Consider the following 21,070-nt stretch of genomic DNA (forward strand, 5'->3'; position numbering starts at 1 on the left):
TAATAGAAAGATGACTTGCTCATTTGAAGCTAGCGAGATTTTACAATCTCTTTTATAGTCGATTACTCGACTGTGCTTACTCACTCGTTGTTCAGTTTTCAAAGATCAATTTCTTTCGTTTTTTTCGTCATCCGTTTCAGCGGCGACTTTTATAATGTATCACATTCGAACCACTCAATGCAAGCTTTTTTTATTTTTCTTTTTTCACAACTTCGCTTGACATGATATAACTTGTTGGCTTTAATGCGTTACCGTTTTTAGCGGCGAGAGTTAATTTATCATAGAATCACAATCAAAGTCAAGCATTAAAATAGAAATAAAAAAAGAACCAGGAAAACACCTGATTCTAAAGGTTTTATGCCTTATACACTTGTATATCTCAACTCGATCTCGGAAGTCTGCTCATCAATGATGACGGCTACTTCTTTGATTAAACCTTTTTTGACTAGTTTATTGAGCAACAAAGGAAGCTCTGACTTTATTTCAACTAATTGCGCATGATGTTGGAGCTCATCTGAGCTAAGCGGCTGCTCACTATCCCTGAGGATTTGAATAAACGCCTCGCAACAACGTTCCATTTTGGACATAACCGAAAACTCGCAAGCAAGCAAGACAAGCTGAACCCGCTGCTTCAACGTCTCTTTACTCATCGTTAGTTCTTCATATAGCTTATAGACACCTGGATTGATGGCTCTAATTTGTCTCCACACCGTGATTTCAGGGTGATAACCATCTTCTACAATGACTATTCGCGCCCAGTGATGAAGCGCCTCAAGAATGTTGTTGTACGCATCTAGGATATGTTCGTCGAGAACGTATTCTTTACTTTGCAAATATTTGCGCAGAAAATGTGAAAATTCAATAAGCAGCTTATGCTCACGCAAGTCCCCGGGAAACTCCAGTATTCGATGGCGCAGGCCTTCTAAATAAGTGTTCTGATCCAGAAGTATCTCCCCTTTTAACAACCAGTGAAGAATATTGCGATTAACACCATGTCGAATCCATTGCTCTAATGAAGTTTGATCCGTCCATCTTTCTTGTATCCTGGAATCGTCTCTTATATAATTAGTCGTATGATTGTTCAGTCTCAGGTCGTTCGTTACTATTAAAAGTAGCGTATCAAAACCATCTGTCAGTGAGGGAAGTTGCTTAGGATTGTCTACCGCCATGACGCTAATGATTCTAGGGTCATTCCGGAACTTAAGCAATAACTGCTCCTTATTAATTCCCATGGGTGTCCAAAGCTCCTGTCTCCATTTGTTTCTTTCTTATTTCTACAAGGGGGAACGGGTTTCCTGCTGATTTCTGTGACAATTCATACAAAACATGAGGTAGAAGGATTGGGGAGGAACAACAAGTGCGATTTAGATCAAGTAAAGTAAATGAATTCCGCTTATGGGGACTTGTTATGACCATGGGTGGGATGCTGCTTATGATTATAGGACTCGCTGGAGTCGTATTCGATTGGGGACAAGCTGGCCGCGTAATTGCCGTCATTTTCATGATTATCGGTATGATTAGTGTGTTGGTGAGCATGGGTATTTACTTCTGGGCCGGCATGCTTTCTACATCAGCTACTGTTATTGATTGTCCGGAATGCGGCAGACGAACGAAAATGTTGGGCAAGACAGATCGCTGCATGTTTTGCAAAACGATTCTCACGATTGATCCACAATATGAGCCGGTTGGTGAAAACGAAACGGCAGCTACACAGACAGCGCACTTCGAGCCCAGTCGTGAGCACGAGCACAAGCCCCACTAAGTAAGAAAGCCGAACCCAGCTATGGATTCGGCTTTTTTTATATAAAAATAAGTGCTTCTTACTTTATGGAGCCTTAGGTAACGCATCCTTCATGACTTGCCACATGGCAGGTCTCTCAAAACCTCTTCGCCAAGTGGCTATACCCGCTAGATCATACTTTTCGACTAAAGCTAATCTGGCTTTAATTGAAACTTCATCTTCCAACCAAATACGAATCAGTTTATTTCCGTCTTTATATTCTACATAATTCTGACCTGTATCCGCTAAATAAGTTGGCGTAAGCTTCTTATCCTTGATAATCGTTTGTGCAGCTTCCATCGTTAGTGTCTTTGAGGTCGTCGTAAACTTGCCATTCTTCGTCTCTTCTGTCCATTGCCGCGTATAGAATGGTAAGCCTAGGACAAGCTTAGATGGCGGTATTTTATCCGTTGTCAGAAGCGCTGTAACAGACCTCTCTACCCATGGTAAGGAAGAAACAGAACCCGACTTCGGACTCGTGGCCCAGTACTCATCATAGGCCATTACCATCATATAATCGACGACTTGTGCTAAAGCCGGTCTATCGTAAAACATAGACCACATCTCATTGGTCGATTTGGGAGTAACATCAATAGATACCGATAACCCTTGTTCATGCATAAATGGCGTCATTTCACGAACAAATTGGACCAGGTTTTCTTTATCTTTGAGATATACATTTTCAAAATCAATATTAATACCTTGCAGGTTATACGTTTGGGCATAGCCAAGCAATTGCTTAATTATTTTCATACGTAGATCATAGCTTGCTAATACCTTATTCGTCCGATCTGCATCGAAACCATTACTGAATAACGCCCAGACCTGATAGTTGTTATCGTGGGCCCATTTCACATAGGAGGCATCTGCTAAGTTGCTGACTCGCCCCTCATTATCTGCTACAGAAAACCAAGTTGGACTAATGACTTGCAGCCCAGACATCTCACCGATCTTAGAGGTATCCGGATTCTTCGTAATGACATGTTCCCAAGTCATATTAAGTTTGCCGTTAATTGGCTTCCATGGCACATAGGTAGACGATGACTTCTCTTGAATAGGGATTGTTTCCTCATGATCTTCTGTGATTTCACTCTTACGAACGAAGCCAATCGGACCACTTTCTAACTGCACTTTGTACCAATCTTCTTCGCTTCCGATCAGCATTACCTGTTCATTCAAAGCGATGGTCGAGAGAATTGGCGCTTTTATTGTAGCTTCCGTCCGTAATTGAGCCTCTTTCTTCCCTGTGTGCTTCCCCCACTTGATGACATCGCCTTGTTTAAATAACAAGATGGCTCCTGATTTCGTTGATTCGCGAATTTCGAATGGATATAACTGCTTCAAAGGTTCGATTGGTAAGTAAATCGCATCTTCTTTCTTTTCTACAGGAAAGGATAATGAGAATGGTTTCTCATTCATCATGGCCGAAAGCTCTGTCGTCTTCATCCGCATCACTTTATCTTTGGTAGTTATAATGACAGATTCACTACTCTTCTCATATATAATGGTTGGATCGATCCATTGTTGAACGAGATCTAGAGGAAGCTTGAGGCCTTCCTTTTCTCCAATTGCGCTCGATTTATAGTAATTGCCTTGATAAAATATCGGTTTCGTCAGATCATGAAAGTCGGGCTCAACATGTATACGATTCGGTGCTAGCTGTTGTACAAGAAACGCGCCTGCGCCAGCCGTGAACATTCCTAAACATAATGCACTAATCAGTATTACTTTTTTGGATGATTTCAACACTTCACTTCCTCTTGTGCAATTGTTTTGAGCTAATAAAGAAAAAACGCGTCCGCTCTTCGCAAAGAAGGGCTGAACACGTTTCATTATACAACAGGAAAGCACAAAATGAGGAATTCTGCGTTTAGTTAATGCTTGGTAGTAACCGTACAATCCGGACATACGCCATAGACTTCCAGTCGGTAACCGCCAACTTGAAAACCAGTATGCAACGCTGCTGTAGTCTCAATGTCTGACAGTGGAGGGTATTCAAAATCAGAAATTTTCCCACAAACCTCACAAACCGCATGATAATGATCGGTCATATCGGCATCAAAGCGACTTGAGCTATCCCCGTAAGTTAACTCCCGAACAAGTCCCGATTCGATAAATACTTTAAGATTATTGTAAACAGTCGCTACGCTCATGTTAGGAAATTTCGATTCTAGAGATTTGTAAATATCATCCGCTGTCGGATGAGTCATAGAGTCCAACAAAAAGGAAAGAATCGCATACCGCTGGGGCGTCATCCGAACACCTGTTGTTTTTAACTTTGCTAAAGCCTGTTCTAAATGTGCTGCCATGGTACTCACCACCTGAATTAGTCATTAAAACCTTACATTTTATTGTACGTGTGTTCTTCGACTTTTGTCAATGATGGTTATACGAATCATAGCCCCATGTTTATATATTTTTTCAAGAATCAAAACGAACAGTTGGCTGCCCCATCAATTTTTACTATTTTCGATCGCCACGCCAGTGACTCCCTCAATTTGATTGGTTTCTTCAAGCACTTGGGTAATCACTGATGTCTTTGGAATTGTAACATGGAACGTAATTTGAACGTGGTTCGGTTTACTTCCATCTTCTGACTCTTGAAGCTTGATCTGCTTAATATCAATCTTACGCTTACCTAGAATCGTTGTAATTAACCCTAACGTACCTGGTTGATCAATCGCTTGAATTTTAAGAATACGTACCTTTTTCCCATTGAAATACTTATGCTCTACTTTGTTTAGAATCCATAATGAGATTAGAACCATGAAACATACTAAAACAGCCGCATAATAAAAACCCGCTCCAATGGCAAGTCCTATCCCGGCCACTACCCATAGCGAAGCAGCTGTCGTAAGGCCCGTAATGGATCGTCCATTAAACATAATCGTTCCCGCACCAAGAAAACCAATTCCACTTATGACCTGTGCCGCTAAACGGGAGGGATCGATACGCACATTGACTTCATTCACAAAAGCACTAAATCCGTACATAGAAAGCAGCATGACAAGAGCCGATCCGACACACACCAAAATGTGCGTACGTAATCCTGCCGCATGAGAACTAACTTCACGTTCAAATCCAATTAATCCGCCAAGTAAAAGTGCTAAAACCAGTCTAATGGTCAAATGCAATTGATCAATAACCCAAGGATTCTCCATTTTGTAAACGCTCCCTTTTTAGTTTATACGAATACTCTACATCAAGGAGAAATTGTTCAAGTACTGAATTAGGCCTCTAGAGGCCCGTAGCAGCACGCTCGAATGTCGTCAGACTAACACCAGGAGGTACAGTGAAAACACGCCTAACGATGAAATCATGCGCCTCATACAGCCGAATCGCGGGCAAATTCGCAGACCCCGTGGATACGATAAATCGCATTGCGCCTTCTCTCTCTTGTTCTATCAGTATATGCTGTAAAAGGGAGCTAGCGATTCCCCTGCGAAAAAAAGTAGGATGAACCATCATTCGGCAAATCGTCACAATACAACCATCGCGTTCAAATGAAATGGCGCCTGCAAGTGTCTGCTTCTCATGATCATCAACAAAGTAGCCATAGAAGGTTTCCTTCACTTCGCGTATCGACTGAATGCCATCCTTTAATGGAGGAATATCATCAAAGCCGATCAGTTCAGCCTCCACCCGGTAGGACGCGATTTGAAGTGCAAGTAAGGTTAAGATTTCTTCATTCGTTTGCAAGTGCAGACGTTGAATAGACAGTTGAATCACTCCTACGGTTAAATTGAAAAAAGTGGTGCCCTAACTACGAGGAGCACCACTTCTACCATATCATTTACTGTTCAAGCACTCCACAATTAATTTATTGACGAGCCCTGGATTTGCTTTACCTTTGGTTTCTTTCATGACTTGTCCGACCAAGAAGCCTACGGCTTTTTCCTTACCAGCTTTGAAATCTGCAACGGATTGCGGACTGTTCTCAACGACTTGCTCAACAACCGCTTTAATTGCACCTTCGTCACTGATTTGAACAAGACCTTGCTCTTCAACGATCTTCTGCGGCTCCTTGCCAGTTTCGATCATTTCTTTGAACACGGTTTTGGCAATTTTGTTGGAAATCGTGCCTTTCTCGATTAAACCGATCATCTCGCCTAATCCTTTGCCTGTAACTTTGGCATCGGTAAATTCTAGGGAGTTCGCGTTCAGATAACCAAGTAAGTCACCCATAATCCAATTTGACACGGCCTTAGCGTCTTGGGTATATTTCAAACTTTCTTCGAAGAAATCTGCCATTTGCATAGAAGCTGTGATGACCGCTGCGTCATAGCTCGGTAAGCCATATTCAGTGCTGTATCTCGCTTTACGCGCATCTGGCAATTCAGGAATAGAAGCTTGTACGCGAGCTTTCCAAGCCTCATCGATATGCAGGCTAACCAAATCCGGGTCTGGGAAATAACGATAATCGTGCGCATCTTCTTTGCCACGCATCGCAAGCGTCTTACCTTGCGTTTCATCCCAGCGGCGAGTTTCTTGAATGACTTCTTCCCCGCTTCTGAGAATCTCCGCTTGGCGATACTCTTCATACTCAAGTCCACGCTGAACACCACGGAAGGAGTTCATGTTCTTAAGCTCGGCGCGAATACCGAATTTCTCTTGGCCGAATGGACGGATCGAAATGTTCGCGTCACAACGGAGCGAGCCTTCTTCCATTTTCACATCGGACACATCGCAATAGATCATAATCGCTCTGATCTTCTCCAGGTAAGCACGAGCTTCCTCTGGTGAGCGCAGATCCGGTTCGGATACGATTTCGATCAAAGGCGTTCCTGCTCGGTTAAGATCGACAAGTGAGGCGTAGCCGCCATCAACATGTGTTAGCTTCCCTGCATCTTCTTCCAAATGCACACGCGTGACGCCGATACGTTTGGTAACTCCGCCAACTTCAATATCCACCCAGCCATGCTCGCCGATCGGTTTATCGTATTGCGAAGTTTGATAAGCATCCGGTGAATCTGGGTAAAAGTAGTTTTTTCGATCAAATTTACTGTCCGTTGCAATTGTGCAATTGAGAGCCATTGCCGCTTTCATCGCATACTCAACCGCTTGGCGGTTAAGCACAGGCAGAACGCCGGGATGACCTAGGCATACCGGGCATGTATTCGTATTCGGAGGTGCTCCGAATGAGGTTGCACAACTACAAAATATTTTGGAAGCGGTATGAAGCTCTACGTGAACTTCAAGACCGACTACGGTTTCAAATTGAGTATCTGTTGCCGACAAAGTGAATGCCTCCTTCTTATTAACTTACAATTGCGGGCGCTGCTTGTGGTGGTCTGTGTGCTGCTCGAAAGCGTGGGCTACACGCAAAACGGTAGCTTCATCCAATGCTTTGCCGATAATTTGCAAGCCAACCGGAAGTTCATTCACGAATCCACATGGAACGCTAATCGCAGGAATCCCTGCCAAACTGACTGGAATCGTCATGATATCATTCAAATACATCGTTAACGGGTCGCTGCTTTGCTCGCCAATGCGGAAAGCTGTCGTTGGAGCCGTTGGCCCGATGATAATGTCATAGTTGTTAAACACTTGATCAAAATCTTGCTTGATCAGTGTACGAACTTGCTGAGCTTTCAGGTAATACGCATCATAGTAGCCTGAGCTTAGTGCGTAAGTACCTAGCATGATGCGGCGTTTAACCTCAGGACCGAAGCCTTCGCTGCGAGATAGATTGTATAAGTCCAACAGATTGCGTGCATTGTCTGAACGAACCCCATAACGGATACCGTCAAAACGTGCCAAGTTGGAGGACGCCTCGGAGGACGCCAATAAGTAATAAGTTGCTACAGCATACTCGGAATGTGGAAGCGTTACTTCTTCCCATACAGCGCCGAGACCTTCCAGTACTTTCAGTGCTTCGAGAATTTTCTCTTTAACAGCAGGGTCAATTCCCTTGCCCATGTATTCTTTTGGAACACCGATGCGCAGACCTTTGACATCACCGGTCAATGCGCTGAGGTAGTTCGGGATCTCCACATTCGCCGAAGTGGAGTCTTTCGGGTCGTAGCCTGCGATAGCTTGCATCGCATACGCAGCGTCTTCTACGTTTTTGGTTAACGGCCCGATTTGGTCAAGGGAAGACGCGAACGCGACCAAACCATATCGGGACACGAGCCCGTACGTCGGTTTCAGGCCGACGATACCGCAGTAAGCTGCCGGTTGGCGAATCGAGCCGCCGGTGTCGGAGCCCAGCGCGAAGTACACTTCGCCTGCTGCGACTGCTGCTGCGGAGCCACCGCTGGAGCCGCCCGGCACGTAATCCGTGTTCCACGGATTGTGGGTTGGGTGGAACGCGGAGTTCTCGTTTGAGCCGCCCATGGCAAACTCGTCCATGTTGAGCTTGCCGATGGTGATCGCTTGCGCATCCTTCAGCTTGCTAACGACCGTTGCATCATAAATCGGAATATGATTGGATAGGAATTTGCTGGCACAGGTCGTCTTCAAACCTTCGGTCACCATGTTATCCTTGATACCGATCGGTAAGCCGAATAGATCGCCGCGAGTCGCACCGCTGACCAGCTGCTCGTCCAGCTTAGCAGCCGTCTGTCTAGCATTCTCTTCATCTAATGTAAGGAAAGCGCGAACTTTGCTCTCCACTTGCCCAATTCTTGTATACGATTGATCCACGAGATCCGCAACCTTAATTTCTTTGCTTTGCAGCTTCGCGTGGATTTGTTGTAGGTTTAATTCAAACAAAGACAAAGACAACGACAAGCACTCCCTTTCATCTCTAACTTATTCTAAAACAGCAGGTACCTTGAACTGCCCATCTTCATGATCTGGTGCGTTCAGCATGACTTTTTCAATTGGCAAAGACGGCTTCACAACATCTTCACGCATGACGTTTACTAACGGCATCGCATGACTGGTTGGCACAACACCCTCTGTGTTCAATTGATTGAGTTGCTCGGCATATTTTAAAATGGCATTAAGCTGATCTGTAAATAGATCTTTTTCGGTATCATTGAGATCGAGTCTAGCCAGCTTAGCGACATGATCGACATCTTTCTTCGAAATACTCATGTATTCTACACCCCTTGTATCAGCGTTTAGTCATTCTTTTCATTATATCCCAAGTATTTTGCGAACTCAATCCAGAATAAGGAACCAAAGCAAAAAGGACTTAGCCATGACGCTAAGTCCTCTTTCATTCCAATCCACTTATTGATGTGTAACCATGTACGCATAAACCAAATTCTCAGCGTAAGCGTTCGGACTTTCACCTGGTGCTGTAGAATCATTGGACTGCGTGTAATTGCCAATTTTGAAGAAACAGCCCGTCGTGTCTTTCGTTTGCGTATAAGGTACGGTTTGCCCATTATATTCATAGTGAATGACACCATTGGCTACAATGATTTTAACGGTGAACAGCGTCCCTAATGTGTAGTTGCTATCGAGTAAATAACCGTGTGAGTTATTCCCATCGGTGATATAGATTTTGGCAGTCGTCGAAACACCGCCAGGGTTATTTCCTTCTACACGAAATACGGTTACATCATCATCGCCGTCATGGATTTGACCAACCACCGTATGTGGCTTAATTGAGGTCAAATGAGTGACCTTTTGCTTAATAAACATCGTGTGTGTCTTACCATCATTGGTCCCCCATGAGGCTTGATCCGCTGTCGTTCCATCTGTGTAGTTGTCTTTCATTTCTCGCAGTTCGCTTCGCGGATTGTTTGATCCTGACGTTGTCACTGCTCCGTGGTTGGCACGGAATTGAACAGCATCGCCATCTGCATCATGAACAACCTTAAACCAAGGATCGATCGAGTACGTATCCAAAGCGGGTTGCTTCACTTCAAGCGGACTTGTCGAGCCTGATTGTTTAGGAATGGGCAGCGTGATTTTCCAATTTTTCAAATAAAGGATGTCTGAAGGGAGAGTTGGATTGGCCGGTGGTGTCGGCGATGGTGTTGGTGAAGGACTTGCTGTAGGTGAAGGTGAAGGCGATGGGGATGCACTTGCTGTAGGCGTCGGGCTAGGCGTTGAACTTGTTCCGCTATCCAGAGTGAAGTCATCAAAGCGGACATCGCTGGAAGTCGTTGCTCTTGTAAAAATTACGGCGGAAGTGTTACTAGCTCCTGTCGTGAAAGTAACCGTATACTGCGTCCAAGTGGCGGCATTGCCCCCAGCAGATACTTCTGCTGCGCCATACGTATTGGCTCCGATGATGCCTTTGCCGAGTACCCACGCCTTAAGTGTGTACGTGGTATTCGCAGTTAAGCCGGTGATAGTCTGACTATATCCTCCGCCTAGCGCAGTAGATTTAGCTGATTTTCCTCCTGTATGTGAATCACTAGTCGAAATCGCTGCGGATCCAACCTTTGTCCAGCCTGTTGCGTCGCTTTCAAAGCTTGGATTCGTAATCGTAATCGGGGCAGCCTGCACAGAAGTGATTCCTGTGAGGATGAAGCTAGAGCTTACCAGCATAGAAAGTATGGCAACGGAGTGAATCGGCTTCCAGTTTTTAAATTGCAATTTCATATTATACGCCTCCTGGTATTGAATAGTTTTCAATGATTCCTGTAAGGCAAAAAAAGGTGAGCAAAGTACTTATTATTTTAAGAAAACCTCCTTTTATATGTAGATTTGTAAGCGCTTCACAAAAATAGTATAGTAAAAAATTACCTTTTTCTGTTAACGTTTTCTTTAGGTTCACTTGTGTTATTACAAGTATTGGAAATCATTCTACAGAAACAAGAAAAAGGCGAAGCAGGTTTCGACCTGATCCGCCTTTTATTTTAAATCCAGGCCTTCAGCCCGATTTGTTTAATAAATTCTTCGCGGGACTGTACTTCTTTGTCCCTTTCTTTCTCTGGTTCAATCGCTGACTCGCCGTTCATGATTTTCCGAAACAAGGCTTCATTGTTCGTAGCAAGCGCGTAATCTATTAAAGCTTCTCTCTCAACTTGCTCTGCCTCTTGCTGAAGAAGCACCTCTTCCAGCTCGATGTCGGTTGCAGTCACATAGTAGTGTTTGTTTTCCTTAGGAGCACGCACGACATAATCGAAAATGTTATCATTATTTCGGTCATATGCAATTAAATAGCCATATCCGCCAATAGGCAGATTCTGTTCTAAACGATCAGCAATGAAGATAATTTTCTCGCCAAGACGAAGCATCTGCTTTCCCCCTACCTATCTATTACGCTCCAAAGAGTCTATGAATGTTATGAATTCGTTCTATTGCCTATCGTACTAAAAAAACTAGATTGTGTCCAATTGACACCTATTGTTCATACTGGATTCATATTTCTATCATAGGATAAGGGTACTTTCATACATAAAAGGAGTTGCTTACTGTGTTACAACGTCAACATTCTTTGCCATTTATGCGCTATGTCGGCTGGGCGGAGGGTTCCTCTTTTCTCCTTCTTCTAGGCATCGCCATGCCTCTTAAATACGCGTTCGATCTGCCACAAGCTGTATTTGTCGTAGGGGTTGCTCATGGATTCCTATTTGCACTTTATCTGCTATCCATTGCATGGGTCACACTTGTGCATCGTTGGTCCTTCGTGCGGGTACTTGCAGCCTTCATTGCCGCGTTCATACCTTTCGGCCCCTTCTTATTCGATCGTTGGATCCGACGCTAGAATCCATCCTGCATAAAATTTCAGTAAGAGGCATGAAACTGTTATAGTAGTGAGAAAACTATGCCACCCAACAAATGAATTGTGGAGGACATCATGCCAGAGCAAGCATCATCTCAAAAAGCTCGTCCCTCATTGACCGAGGGCCCCATTACGAAAACATTGATTTTGTTTTCATTGCCGATCCTATTAGGAAACGTTCTACAATCTCTGAACGGATCCATCAACACGATTTGGATCGGTAAATATTTAGGTGAAGTTGCCCTTGCTGCTACATCAAATGCGAACATTATCATGTTCTTCTTGATCAGCTCCATCTTTGGCATCGCCATGGCTGCTGTCATTCTAATCGGCCAAAATCTCGGTGCTAAGAACGTGCAAGAGGCCAAAAAAGTAGTCGGAACAAGTACAGTCTTTTTTCTCGTATTATCAATTATCGTCGCTTTATTGGGATGGATATTCTCTTCAACAATCCTAGATTGGATGAATACTCCGCCTGACGTCAAGGAATTTGCCGTGACGTATACGCGAATTATGTTCGCAGGTGTTCCTTTTATGTTTGGCTATAATTTGATTATGGCCATTTTACGCGGCTCAGGGGATGCCAAAACCCCATTCTACTTCTTGCTTTTATCCGCCGTCCTCGACGTCGCACTTAACCCTTTGCTCATTCAAGGGATGGGGCCATTCCCGAAAATGGGCATTGCTGGTTCTGCCGTAGCCACTTTTATTGCACAATTGATCAGCTTCGTGCTTCTCATTGCTTACTTGTATAAGAAGAAGTACTTTCTTCGTATTACCAAAGAGGATATCCCCTTGCTTCGAATTAATTGGACCATTATTCGGACATTGATTCAAAAAGGGCTGCCGATGGGGTTAAATATGGTTGTAGTTTCCTTAAGCAATCTGATGCTCGTGCATCTCGTGAATGCCTATGGTTCCGAATCCACAGCTGCTTTTGGTGTGGCGATGCAAATATCGAGCTATGTCCAAATGCCTGCTATGGCCATCGGTGGAGCTGTGACCTCGATGGCCGCGCAAAACATTGGCGCTGGGAAGTGGGATCGCGTCAACCGCATCACTTGGACAGGTGTCGGGGTTAATATCTTGATGACAGGATTGATTGTAGCGGTGCTCCACCTGTTCAATCGTGAAGTCGTCTCGTTCTTCCTGCCACCAGAAGGGAAAGCGATCGATATTGGCGTTCATATTAACAATATTACGCTATGGTCGTTCATTATTTTCGGCATCTTCAATGTCGTTGCTGGCGTAGTTCGGTCAGCGGGATCCGTGGTATTCCCTCTCATCGTTGCCTTCATTGCCTTGCTGCTCGTTCGCATCCCGCTTGCCACAGTGCTTTCCCACAAGTATGGTTTCGATGTGATTTGGTGGAGCTTTCCCGTTAGCTTCAGCGTCGCCGCTACCTTGAACTTGCTTTATTACCGCTTTGGGAAGTGGAGGCAAGCTAAAATGATGGCAAGCAAGGCCTAAACAAAAAGTCTGCCTAGCCAAGAAGTTGGCTGAGCAGACTTTTTTGTTACAGATGCAGCAGATCTTTATGTACTTTAACCACAATTTTCTTATTCGTCGTTGGTTCCGTAATGAGGCAATTTGGCCGATGAATATCGGACGGGAAGCACACAGCAAACATACCTGGTTTGAGCAAAATATCCGTTTCATTCTCATCAGAATTCGATGCGTAGAGAGTAAAATCATGCGTCTCAAATTTGCTATCTGTGATTTGAGCTCCCTCATGTAGCTTATAGAAACAAAGACGTTCCTCTCCGCTCACCAAAAACTGAATATCCGTATAAACAAGATGAGACTCCGGTGACTGCTCTTCCTTAGGACGTGTCACAACTTCTTGCACGTTGGCATACATCAGATGGCCATTATCGCCCTCCAAATCGTACCGACCTACCTCTACCTCTCCTAATTTCCGATTTAAAATGTAGTCAATACCTCGCGCTATGGCTGCTGGCCATAAATGCCGCTCTTGCTCAAAATGCTTCACATCGCTGATAATCATCGTCATTCGCTCCTTTTAAAAAGACCCGCCCCTACGGGCGAGTCATCTCTCATCGATTCTATCACCTTATAAGGTACTGTAGCAATATGTTTACAAACATACCATGGCCTTAATAACCTTCGATTCCGGTTTGAGCCAAGTCTCAAATTGATCCACCATGCCCTCGAAGGAGGACCTATGCGTGATATAACGATCGATGTCGATGCTGCCTGACAGTAAAGCGCTGCGTACCGTATCAAAATCCGCCATGGTCGCATTCCGGCTGCCCATTAACGTGAGTTCCTTCTTATGAAAATCGGGATCATGAAAGGCAATATCGGCCTTCACTAATCCGACGTATACAAGCTTGCCGCCATGAGCGACGAGACCGAATGCATCCGTCATGGACCTAGCATTCCCTGTTGCGTCGAACACGACGGTTGGAAATTCACCATTCGTTATCTCAGCTAGCTTCTCCTTCGGAAGTTCGAGCGCATTCACCGTATGATTAACGCCTGCCCATTCCCGGCAAAACGCTAGTCGCTCCTCATTAATATCCATGGCAATGACGTTAGCGCCAAGTTGCTTCGCCAATATCATAACCCCAAGACCAATGGGACCGGCTCCGATTACCAGTGCGGTTTCACCCGCACGAAGCTCTGATCTTCGCACGGCATGAGCACCAATACTTAGCGGCTCAAGCATCGCCGCTTGATCAAGCGTGAGTCCATCTGCTTTTATCAAATGACTCACGGGGAGTGATATACGCTCTACCATCCCCCCATCGATATGAACTCCGAGTACTTTCATGTCTGTGCAGCAGTTTGTCTTGCCATTTCGACAGGCTACACATCGCCCACAATGCAGGTAAGGAATGACACTAACGAGATCACCAACGGCCACTTCGGTAACACCCTCACCAATCTCCTCCACATATCCGGCCAATTCATGCCCCAAAATACGCGGATAGCTGAAAAACGGCTGATTTCCTCTATAAGCATGCAAATCTGTTCCGCATATGCCAATTCGCTGAATACGAACAAGTGTTTCACCATGACCTAAGGTTGGTTCATCTACCTCGACATACTTCAACTGCCCAATTTGTTCACAGATGATTGCTTTCATTGTTGTCACCCTCCCGCGCTATAGCTGACTTACGCACATGTCATCAAGAATGGGTATTACCTCTGGAATGTGCGATATTTCATATTCGATAGAACTCCTTTGCGTTCAGACCAAATAATCGTGACTTTTCTTCTTCTGACCAGCTATCTGGCAAGGATTGCGTCACCACTCCGACAACGTCTTCATAGTCTGCCGCGAGGAGACAAACGGGCCAGTCACTTCCGAACATCACACGTTCCGTTCCGAAAATGTCCAAGATGTGCTGAATATACGCAGTAAAATCTTCTGCCTTCCAATCTGTATGGCTAGCTTCGGTCACCATGCCTGAAACCTTGCAATAGATGTTGGGATGCTTCGCAATCGCCGACATTTGGCTTTTCCATGGTTCCATGCTACCACTGGCAATCGCTGGCTTGGCAATATGATCAATCACCGCGTGTAAACCAGGCACGAGCTCTAACAGTTCGATGACAGGTTCTAATTGATGAGCGACTACAAGTAGATCGATAGGGACTCCTTCCTGAGCAAAATAACGCAATGCCTCTACAAAATGCGGCTGAAGGATAACCCTGGCATCAGGAAATTCTTGAATCATAACCCTAAAACCAACGTACTTAGGATGCTGACTGTTTCTTTTATAATGAAGAAGATAGTCAGGATCGTCCAAATCAAGCCAACCCACCACCCCGGCGATTGAATCTGATCTTTCACTTAAGGTAAGTAAATACGCCGTTTCTTCTAAGGTTGCCGCTGCTTGAACGACAATGGTCTTATCTATGCTGAATTGTTGCAGATGTGGGAGCAGATCATCCGGTAAGTAATCACGATTCAAAACAGGCAACGCTGGCGAAATCCATCCATAGTCCCCTCGATCGATTTTCCAATAGTGTTGATGTGCATCGATACGCATGGCAATTCTCCTCTTCTTTCACCTAAAATGGTATCGCTTTCTTCTATTGTATCATTATCATTACGATATGAAATATCGATATCTAGCATAACTATACGGTTTTTTGATATCATTGAACTACCTTTGAAAACAAAAGGAGTTGCTCTCATGGATCCTATTCGTAAAATCTTCGATATGAAGGACGCCTTCTCCCTGTCTTTTGCTTATAAAAACACAAAAAGCTCGCAAAGCGAGCTTCCTGATCATTTCCACGAGTGGTATGAAATTGTATATGTGTATCGCGGGAGTGGTACGTTCTTTATTGATCACACCTTTTACGACATGAAGCAAGGTGACTTGTTCCTCATTCCCGGCAACACGATTCATCGGTCAACCCCTGATAAAGAAGCACCTGTGACGTCCACTGCGATCTACTTCTCACCGAACATTATCCAGGAACCTCAGTTGGGCGATCATTTCTCGTATTTGCATAGCTTTGAGCAAGCCGCGACAACTCGCAATTACAAATTGGAAACGCGGTTACCACAGAGTCAGCACGTGGATCATCTCCTAGAGTCCATACACCAAGAGTTTCAACAATCTGGCCCAGGTCACCGCCAAGCCATTCTCCTGCAATTGCTTCAATTATTGCTGTTCATTCAACGTGATGTCAAAGCTGATGCCCGATCTCTGACTGCTGATGTGCTAGTTGGCCCCTTATGGATGAGGGAGATCTTACTTTATATTGATCAGCATTTCTGTGAAGACATCGGACTCCAAACGCTATCCAAGCAAGCTTCCGTTACGCCAGCTCATTTCAGCAGAGTTTTTAAACAATTGATCGGTATGAATATAACCACTTATCTCATGACCAAACGCATCATCCGTGCAAAGCAGCTTCTTCACGAAAGTGATGCCAATGTTAGTACAATTGCTGAATGGTGCGGATTCGAAAGCTTACCCCATTTTCACGCGATGTTTAAAAGAGTACTTGGCATGACGCCTGCGGCTTCTCGTTCTTTCTAAAAGAGGAAGTTAAGCCTCTTGCTTCACCAATCGGTCATATAAAAAGTCTGCGATATGAACAGCTTCCATCTTGCCGGTCTGCCCATGCTTATCAATACCCAGCTTCATTTGTAGTAAGCAGCCTGGATTACTTGTAACCACATAGGATGCTGTCGTCGCATTCACATTTTCCATCTTGTGTTCCAGGATTTGATTCGCCATATCAGGCTGAGTCATGTTATAAATGCCCGCAGAGCCACAGCATGAGCCAGAATCCTTCATTTCGACATAAGCGGTATTACTGATTCTCTGCAACAATTGCTTGGTTGGCTGACTGCCCTTCATCACGTTGCGTAGATGGCAAGATTCTTGATACGTAACCCGTGTTGGTGCTTGGTTAGCTTGGTCAGCAAAACGAAGAGGACGACCTTTTTCCACTAAAATCGAGCTAATGTCCTTCACGCGCTTTGCAAACCAAATGGAATCTTCCTTCCACTCTTCCTCGTCATGAAGCAGATGATCGTACTCCACAAGAATCGCTCCACAGCCTCCAGCATTCGAAACAATGTAATCGACTCCTGCCTCTTGGAAAGCACGAATATTCTTTTTGGCCAGTTGCTTCGCTTGATCACTTTCTCCACTATGTGCATGAAGAGCTCCACAGCAGTTCTGTGACTCAGGAATGACAACATCGAAACCAGCTTCGGTCAAAAGTTTCACCGTACTAATATTCGTTTCAGTGAATAACACGTCCATCAAGCATCCACGGAACATCCCTACGGTACCAAGCTTCTTGCCTTTTGCCGGGATAAAAGTACCAAGCCGCTCAACAATCCCTTTACCTGAAGCTTCTGGAAGTATTTTCTCCATAGTTTCCATATGCTTCGAGAATAGACCGACTACACCCGTTTTTCTCACTAGCTTTTGGACACCTGACATTTTATAAAAATGAAGCCCTGTCCCGAGCAGCTGCATCCTCCGTTGGGATGGGAATAGCTCTTGGAAGACGATTTTGCGCACACCACGAATCCACCATCTATGTTGGGTCGTGTGCACTTCAATGGCATCGCGTGCCTGTTCGATTAATTGACCATATTTTACATCAGCTGGGCAGGCAGGCTCACACGCACGGCAGCCCAAGCAATGATTCATTTGATCTTCGAAACGTATCCCTGGTTCCATTACGCCATCTACGGCTGCTTTCATCAGAGAGATACGGCCTCGTGGTGATTCGGCTTCGATCCCGGTTTCTTTAAACGTCGGACAAGCTGGTAGGCAGAACCCACAACGCATGCAATTGGTCAATTGGTCATAGTCCAGTTTCTGCATTAACGTTTGCTGAAGTGTTGCTCCTTGGCTGCTAGACACGATCAATCACCACCCTGCGTCTGGATTCTTTCGCAAACATTTTGCCCGGATTCAATATATGGTTCGGATCGAACGCATCCTTAATCCCCTTCATCATTGCAATCCCGGCGCTTCCTACTTTCCATTCCAGGAATGGCGCTTTCACTAATCCAACCCCGTGTTCACCAGTAATCGTTCCACCTAACTGTATCGCGGCCTCAAAAATCTCTTCAAATGCCGCTTCCACACGATGAACCTCGTCATGATCTCTTGCGTCTGTCGTCGCAGTTGGGTGTAGGTTGCCGTCACCCGCATGCCCAAAGGTACAAATTTGAACATTATGCTTCGTCGCAATCCGGTTGATCTCCAATACCATTTCCGCGATCTTGGAGCGAGGTACTGTAGCATCCTCTAATATTGTCGTTGGACGTAAGCGAGCAAGAGCGGTAAACGCACTGCGTCTTGCTGTTAATAGCTTCAGCGCTTCCTCTTGTGTGCTCGCAATACTGACTTCGTCCGCTTGCTCTTCTCTACAAATCTCTGAAATGAGGGCGATATCTCGTTCTACCATTTCAGGCTCGCCATCTTGTTCAATTAGCAAAATAGCATCCATATCCAAGGGAAGACCAAGCTTCGCGAAATCATCAACAACACGAATAGTTGGATTATCCATGAACTCCAAAGTCGCGGGAATAATACGGTTTTCGATGATTTTGGAAACGGTGCGTGCTGCGGCGTTTAAGTCTTTGTACATCGCCAGCATCGTTTTCTTCGCCTTCGGGGGCGGAATGAGCTTGAGCGTTGCTTCTGTGATAACGGCAAGCGTGCCCTCAGAGCCGACAAGTAACTTCGTCAAATCGTAACCAGCTACATCCTTCATCAACTTACCGCCTGTGCGCATAATTTCACCTGAAGCAAGGACACATTCAAGTCCGATAACATAATCTTTGGTTGTGCCATATTTCAAACCACGAAGACCGCCTGAGCACTCCGCAATATTGCCACCAATCGTCGAAATCGCCATAGAACTTGGATCTGGTGGATAAAATAAACCCAATCCCTCAATATGCTCAATGAATTGCTTCGTAATGATCCCCGGTTGCACGGTGGCTGTCAAATTCTGCAGATCAATATCTAAGATCGCATTCATGCGATGCATGACCATGACAATTCCGCCTTGCACAGGTACCGTACCTCCGCACAAATTCGTACCTGATCCCCTGCTGATTAACGGAATACGATGCTCATTCAGCACTTTCATAATCGCAGAAACCTGCGCAGTATCTTTTGGATAAATCACGCCGTCAGGCAATGACTGAAGCATTGGCGTCCCGTCATAGGAATGGGTTACTAGTGATTCCATATCATCTTTGTAAAAGGCTTCGCCTACGATACCCATCAATTGTTGTCTAATTGAATTACCCAACATTTAGAATCCTCCCTTAAAACACGTTAACTTACTTTAGCTCAATTCATCATTTTTTAAACGTTTATAATTGATCATGTGATCAGATGACTTTTATTCTATTTTAGCTTATGATGTAATAGATGTATAGAACTTTATCTAAGAATTTCAGGGGGATACCGATGGTTTTTCAGCAAATCCGTCCTCAAAAGGGTTCGGAAATCGTGCTTCAACATATTAAAGCTCAAATTGAAGGGGGCACTTATGCTCCTGGTTCCAAGCTACCCACGGTTGTAGATCTTGCAGCAAGCTTTCAAGTTGGGCGGTCTACCATTCGGGAGGCTCTCAGTGGACTCAAAGCCATGGGTTGGGTTGATATTCGACACGGTGGCGGGACTTACGTAGTTGCCCAGTTACCGACGGAGACGAATGGCCTGTTTGACCACAGCGAATCGCTTCAGGAAGTGCAGGAAGTGCGTAGATTTATTGAAGCTGGGTGTGCCACGTTAGCAGCAAGTCGACGTACGGATCATCATTTGTCCGTACTCAGAGAGATCCTTCTTGAGATGGAGGCTTCACTCGAAAATGAAGAATTAAGCGAACAAGCGGATATTCGTTTTCATATGACCATCGCCAAAGCTTCCCAGAATGCCCTCTTTATTGGGATGATGGAATCGTTGACGGAGCGGCTGCAACAGAGCATGAGGGCCTCACGCCGTCTCTGGTTCTTTGCCGAACGCGCTTCAGCTGAGCAACTTCTGCAGGAACATCGCGACATCGTAGAGGCCATCGCCGCGCAGAATGAGCAACTTGCTGCAGACCGCATGTCTCAGCATATCGCGAAGGTCGATCAGGTCATTCAACAATTGGCGTCAAAAAACTAATCGCTAGAACAACAAAAAAAGCCTTACTGAGTAAGGCTTTTCGTGTTTAAAGCTTGTGATACCGGCAAGAGGACTCGAACCTCCACCCTTTCGGACTCGATTTTGAGTCGAGCGCGTCTGCCATTCCGCCATGCCGGCATATAATGCGCGTAGAGGGACTTGAACCCCCACGGTCACCCGCTAGATCCTAAGTCTAGTGCGTCTGCCAATTCCGCCATACGCGCATGTTGGTCAATCAGGCAAGTGATGAAGTTGCTAGCCTTGCGGCTGACTTCACTGAGAAATAATGGGCGGACGACGGGACTTGAACCCGCGAATGCCGGATCCACAAACCGGTGCGTTAACCCCTTCGCCACGACCGCCACATAAGTATTTCTTATTCTACCATAATACATATGGTGCCGTCGAGAGGACTTGAACCCCCAACCTACTGATTACAAGTCAGTTGCTCTACCAGTTGAGCTACAACGGCTTATTTAGATGAAAAATGGTGGCTTTGGACGGAATCGAACCGCCGACACGAGGATTTTCAGTCCTCTGCTCTACCGACTGAGCTACAAAGCCAGGTAAGGATGACTATCTTAACTTACTTTTTGAAGAAAAATGGCGGAGCTGACGGGATTCGAACCCGCGGTCTCCTGCGTGACAGGCAGGCATGTTAGGCCACTACACCACAGCTCCATGCTAAATACTTATATGGTGAACGCTGACGGGATCGAACCGCCGACCCCTACCCTGTCAAGGTAGTGCTCTCCCAGCTGAGCTAAGCGTTCATACTTATAAAAAATGGTGACCCGTAGGGGACTCGAACCCCTGTTACCTCCGTGAAAGGGAGGTGTCTTAACCACTTGACCAACGGGCCTTACTCCATGCCAGAGGTCTGGCAAAAAAAATACCCCAAAGGGTAACTGCTTGGCAACGTTCTACTCTCCCAGAACCCTGCGGTTCAAGTACCATCGACGCTGGAAGGCTTAACGGTCGTGTTCGAGATGGGAACGCGTGGATCCCTTCCGCCAT

General features: G+C 45.2%; 20 protein-coding genes, 8 tRNA genes and 1 rRNA gene. 5 read left to right on the top strand and 24 right to left on the bottom strand.

Features of this window, described 5'->3' with window-relative positions; all coding sequences use genetic code 11:
* Positions 1–362: 362 nt before the first annotated feature.
* Positions 363–1,232 (bottom strand): nucleotidyltransferase-like protein, encoded by an 870-nt coding sequence (locus AC58QM_RS35270; protein ID WP_497289332.1) that lies wholly within the window; start codon positions 1,230–1,232, stop codon positions 363–365.
* A 125-nt stretch (positions 1,233–1,357) separates the two neighbouring features.
* Here AC58QM_RS35270 and AC58QM_RS35275 point away from each other — a divergent pair, with 125 nt between their 5' ends.
* The gene (locus tag AC58QM_RS35275; RefSeq protein ID WP_497289333.1) at positions 1,358–1,762 is read left to right on the top strand and encodes a YgzB family protein; all 405 of its coding nucleotides are present in this window, start codon (positions 1,358–1,360) and stop codon (positions 1,760–1,762) included.
* 63 nt (positions 1,763–1,825) lie between these two features.
* On the opposite strand, the gene AC58QM_RS35280 is transcribed toward AC58QM_RS35275, so the two are convergent.
* The 9 genes from AC58QM_RS35280 to AC58QM_RS35320 form a co-directional block, all read right to left on the bottom strand.
* Positions 1,826–3,529 carry a glycosyl hydrolase family 18 protein gene (locus AC58QM_RS35280; protein WP_497289334.1) on the bottom strand — a complete coding sequence of 568 codons (1,704 nt, stop codon included), beginning with the start codon at positions 3,527–3,529 and terminating at the stop codon, positions 1,826–1,828.
* Between the two features lie 125 nt (positions 3,530–3,654).
* The gene (gene perR, locus AC58QM_RS35285) at positions 3,655–4,089 is read right to left on the bottom strand and encodes a peroxide-responsive transcriptional repressor PerR (RefSeq protein WP_497273175.1); all 435 of its coding nucleotides are present in this window, start codon (positions 4,087–4,089) and stop codon (positions 3,655–3,657) included.
* Positions 4,090–4,233: 144 nt separating this feature from the next.
* On the bottom strand, positions 4,234–4,941 hold the full coding sequence (locus tag AC58QM_RS35290; RefSeq protein WP_497289335.1) for an MgtC/SapB family protein: 708 nt from the start codon (positions 4,939–4,941) through the stop codon (positions 4,234–4,236).
* Positions 4,942–5,017: 76 nt separating this feature from the next.
* Positions 5,018–5,509, bottom strand: coding sequence for a GNAT family N-acetyltransferase (locus AC58QM_RS35295; protein ID WP_497289336.1), 492 nt, complete (start codon positions 5,507–5,509; stop codon positions 5,018–5,020).
* Between the two features lie 60 nt (positions 5,510–5,569).
* A complete protein-coding gene (gene gatB / locus AC58QM_RS35300) occupies positions 5,570–7,018 on the bottom strand; it encodes an Asp-tRNA(Asn)/Glu-tRNA(Gln) amidotransferase subunit GatB (RefSeq protein WP_497289337.1) in 1,449 nt (482 codons plus the stop codon).
* Between the two features lie 24 nt (positions 7,019–7,042).
* Positions 7,043–8,500: an Asp-tRNA(Asn)/Glu-tRNA(Gln) amidotransferase subunit GatA gene (gene gatA, locus AC58QM_RS35305; RefSeq protein ID WP_497289348.1), complete on the bottom strand. Its 1,458-nt coding sequence runs from the start codon at positions 8,498–8,500 to the stop codon at positions 7,043–7,045.
* 33 nt (positions 8,501–8,533) lie between these two features.
* The gene (gene gatC / locus AC58QM_RS35310) at positions 8,534–8,821 is read right to left on the bottom strand and encodes an Asp-tRNA(Asn)/Glu-tRNA(Gln) amidotransferase subunit GatC (protein ID WP_497289338.1); all 288 of its coding nucleotides are present in this window, start codon (positions 8,819–8,821) and stop codon (positions 8,534–8,536) included.
* Positions 8,822–8,959: 138 nt separating this feature from the next.
* Positions 8,960–10,285 carry a polysaccharide lyase family 7 protein gene (locus AC58QM_RS35315; protein WP_497289339.1) on the bottom strand — a complete coding sequence of 442 codons (1,326 nt, stop codon included), beginning with the start codon at positions 10,283–10,285 and terminating at the stop codon, positions 8,960–8,962.
* Between the two features lie 257 nt (positions 10,286–10,542).
* Positions 10,543–10,923 carry an ATPase gene (locus AC58QM_RS35320; RefSeq protein ID WP_497289340.1) on the bottom strand — a complete coding sequence of 127 codons (381 nt, stop codon included), beginning with the start codon at positions 10,921–10,923 and terminating at the stop codon, positions 10,543–10,545.
* A gap of 209 nt (positions 10,924–11,132) precedes the next feature.
* On the opposite strand from AC58QM_RS35320, the gene AC58QM_RS35325 reads away from it, so the two are divergent.
* Both AC58QM_RS35325 and AC58QM_RS35330 read left to right on the top strand, forming a co-directional pair.
* Positions 11,133–11,393 carry a DUF3817 domain-containing protein gene (locus tag AC58QM_RS35325; protein WP_497289349.1) on the top strand — a complete coding sequence of 87 codons (261 nt, stop codon included), beginning with the start codon at positions 11,133–11,135 and terminating at the stop codon, positions 11,391–11,393.
* A 93-nt stretch (positions 11,394–11,486) separates the two neighbouring features.
* Positions 11,487–12,881, top strand: coding sequence for an MATE family efflux transporter (locus tag AC58QM_RS35330; protein WP_497289341.1), 1,395 nt, complete (start codon positions 11,487–11,489; stop codon positions 12,879–12,881).
* Positions 12,882–12,927: 46 nt separating this feature from the next.
* On the opposite strand, the gene AC58QM_RS35335 is transcribed toward AC58QM_RS35330, so the two are convergent.
* The 3 genes from AC58QM_RS35335 to AC58QM_RS35345 form a co-directional block, all read right to left on the bottom strand.
* Positions 12,928–13,419, bottom strand: coding sequence for a NanQ anomerase/TabA/YiaL family protein (locus AC58QM_RS35335; RefSeq protein WP_497289342.1), 492 nt, complete (start codon positions 13,417–13,419; stop codon positions 12,928–12,930).
* A gap of 90 nt (positions 13,420–13,509) precedes the next feature.
* On the bottom strand, positions 13,510–14,523 hold the full coding sequence (locus AC58QM_RS35340) for a zinc-binding alcohol dehydrogenase family protein (RefSeq protein WP_497289343.1): 1,014 nt from the start codon (positions 14,521–14,523) through the stop codon (positions 13,510–13,512).
* A gap of 79 nt (positions 14,524–14,602) precedes the next feature.
* Positions 14,603–15,433, bottom strand: a complete 831-nt coding sequence (locus AC58QM_RS35345) for an amidohydrolase family protein (protein WP_497289344.1) — start codon at positions 15,431–15,433, stop codon at positions 14,603–14,605.
* Positions 15,434–15,580: 147 nt separating this feature from the next.
* Here AC58QM_RS35345 and AC58QM_RS35350 point away from each other — a divergent pair, with 147 nt between their 5' ends.
* Entirely contained in the window at positions 15,581–16,438 is an 858-nt protein-coding gene (locus AC58QM_RS35350; RefSeq protein WP_497289345.1) for an AraC family transcriptional regulator, read from the top strand.
* A gap of 9 nt (positions 16,439–16,447) precedes the next feature.
* Here AC58QM_RS35350 and AC58QM_RS35355 read toward each other — a convergent pair whose 3' ends face one another.
* Complete coding sequence (locus AC58QM_RS35355) at positions 16,448–17,746, bottom strand: (Fe-S)-binding protein (RefSeq protein WP_497289350.1); 1,299 nt, start codon at positions 17,744–17,746, stop codon at positions 16,448–16,450.
* 31 nt (positions 17,747–17,777) lie between these two features.
* Complete coding sequence (locus AC58QM_RS35360) at positions 17,778–19,193, bottom strand: FAD-linked oxidase C-terminal domain-containing protein (RefSeq protein WP_497289346.1); 1,416 nt, start codon at positions 19,191–19,193, stop codon at positions 17,778–17,780.
* A gap of 158 nt (positions 19,194–19,351) precedes the next feature.
* Between AC58QM_RS35360 and AC58QM_RS35365 the strand changes: the two genes are divergently transcribed.
* Entirely contained in the window at positions 19,352–20,053 is a 702-nt protein-coding gene (locus AC58QM_RS35365) for a FadR/GntR family transcriptional regulator (RefSeq protein WP_497289347.1), read from the top strand.
* Between the two features lie 59 nt (positions 20,054–20,112).
* Here the strand turns inward: AC58QM_RS35365 and AC58QM_RS35370 are convergent.
* The 9 genes from AC58QM_RS35370 to rrf all read right to left on the bottom strand — a co-directional run.
* A tRNA-Leu gene (locus tag AC58QM_RS35370) sits at positions 20,113–20,191 on the bottom strand.
* A 6-nt stretch (positions 20,192–20,197) separates the two neighbouring features.
* A tRNA-Leu gene (locus AC58QM_RS35375) sits at positions 20,198–20,277 on the bottom strand.
* A 65-nt stretch (positions 20,278–20,342) separates the two neighbouring features.
* Positions 20,343–20,415 (bottom strand) — tRNA-His (locus tag AC58QM_RS35380).
* 34 nt (positions 20,416–20,449) lie between these two features.
* Positions 20,450–20,525, bottom strand: a tRNA-Thr gene (locus AC58QM_RS35385).
* 16 nt (positions 20,526–20,541) lie between these two features.
* Positions 20,542–20,617, bottom strand: a tRNA-Phe gene (locus AC58QM_RS35390).
* A 40-nt stretch (positions 20,618–20,657) separates the two neighbouring features.
* Positions 20,658–20,734, bottom strand: a tRNA-Asp gene (locus AC58QM_RS35395).
* Positions 20,735–20,750: 16 nt separating this feature from the next.
* A tRNA-Val gene (locus AC58QM_RS35400) sits at positions 20,751–20,826 on the bottom strand.
* Between the two features lie 14 nt (positions 20,827–20,840).
* Positions 20,841–20,915, bottom strand: a tRNA-Glu gene (locus tag AC58QM_RS35405).
* A gap of 48 nt (positions 20,916–20,963) precedes the next feature.
* Positions 20,964–21,070: ribosomal RNA gene (gene rrf / locus AC58QM_RS35410) — 5S ribosomal RNA — on the bottom strand; the annotation flags it as partial.

The organism is Paenibacillus sp. J22P165 (assembly GCF_059692015.1).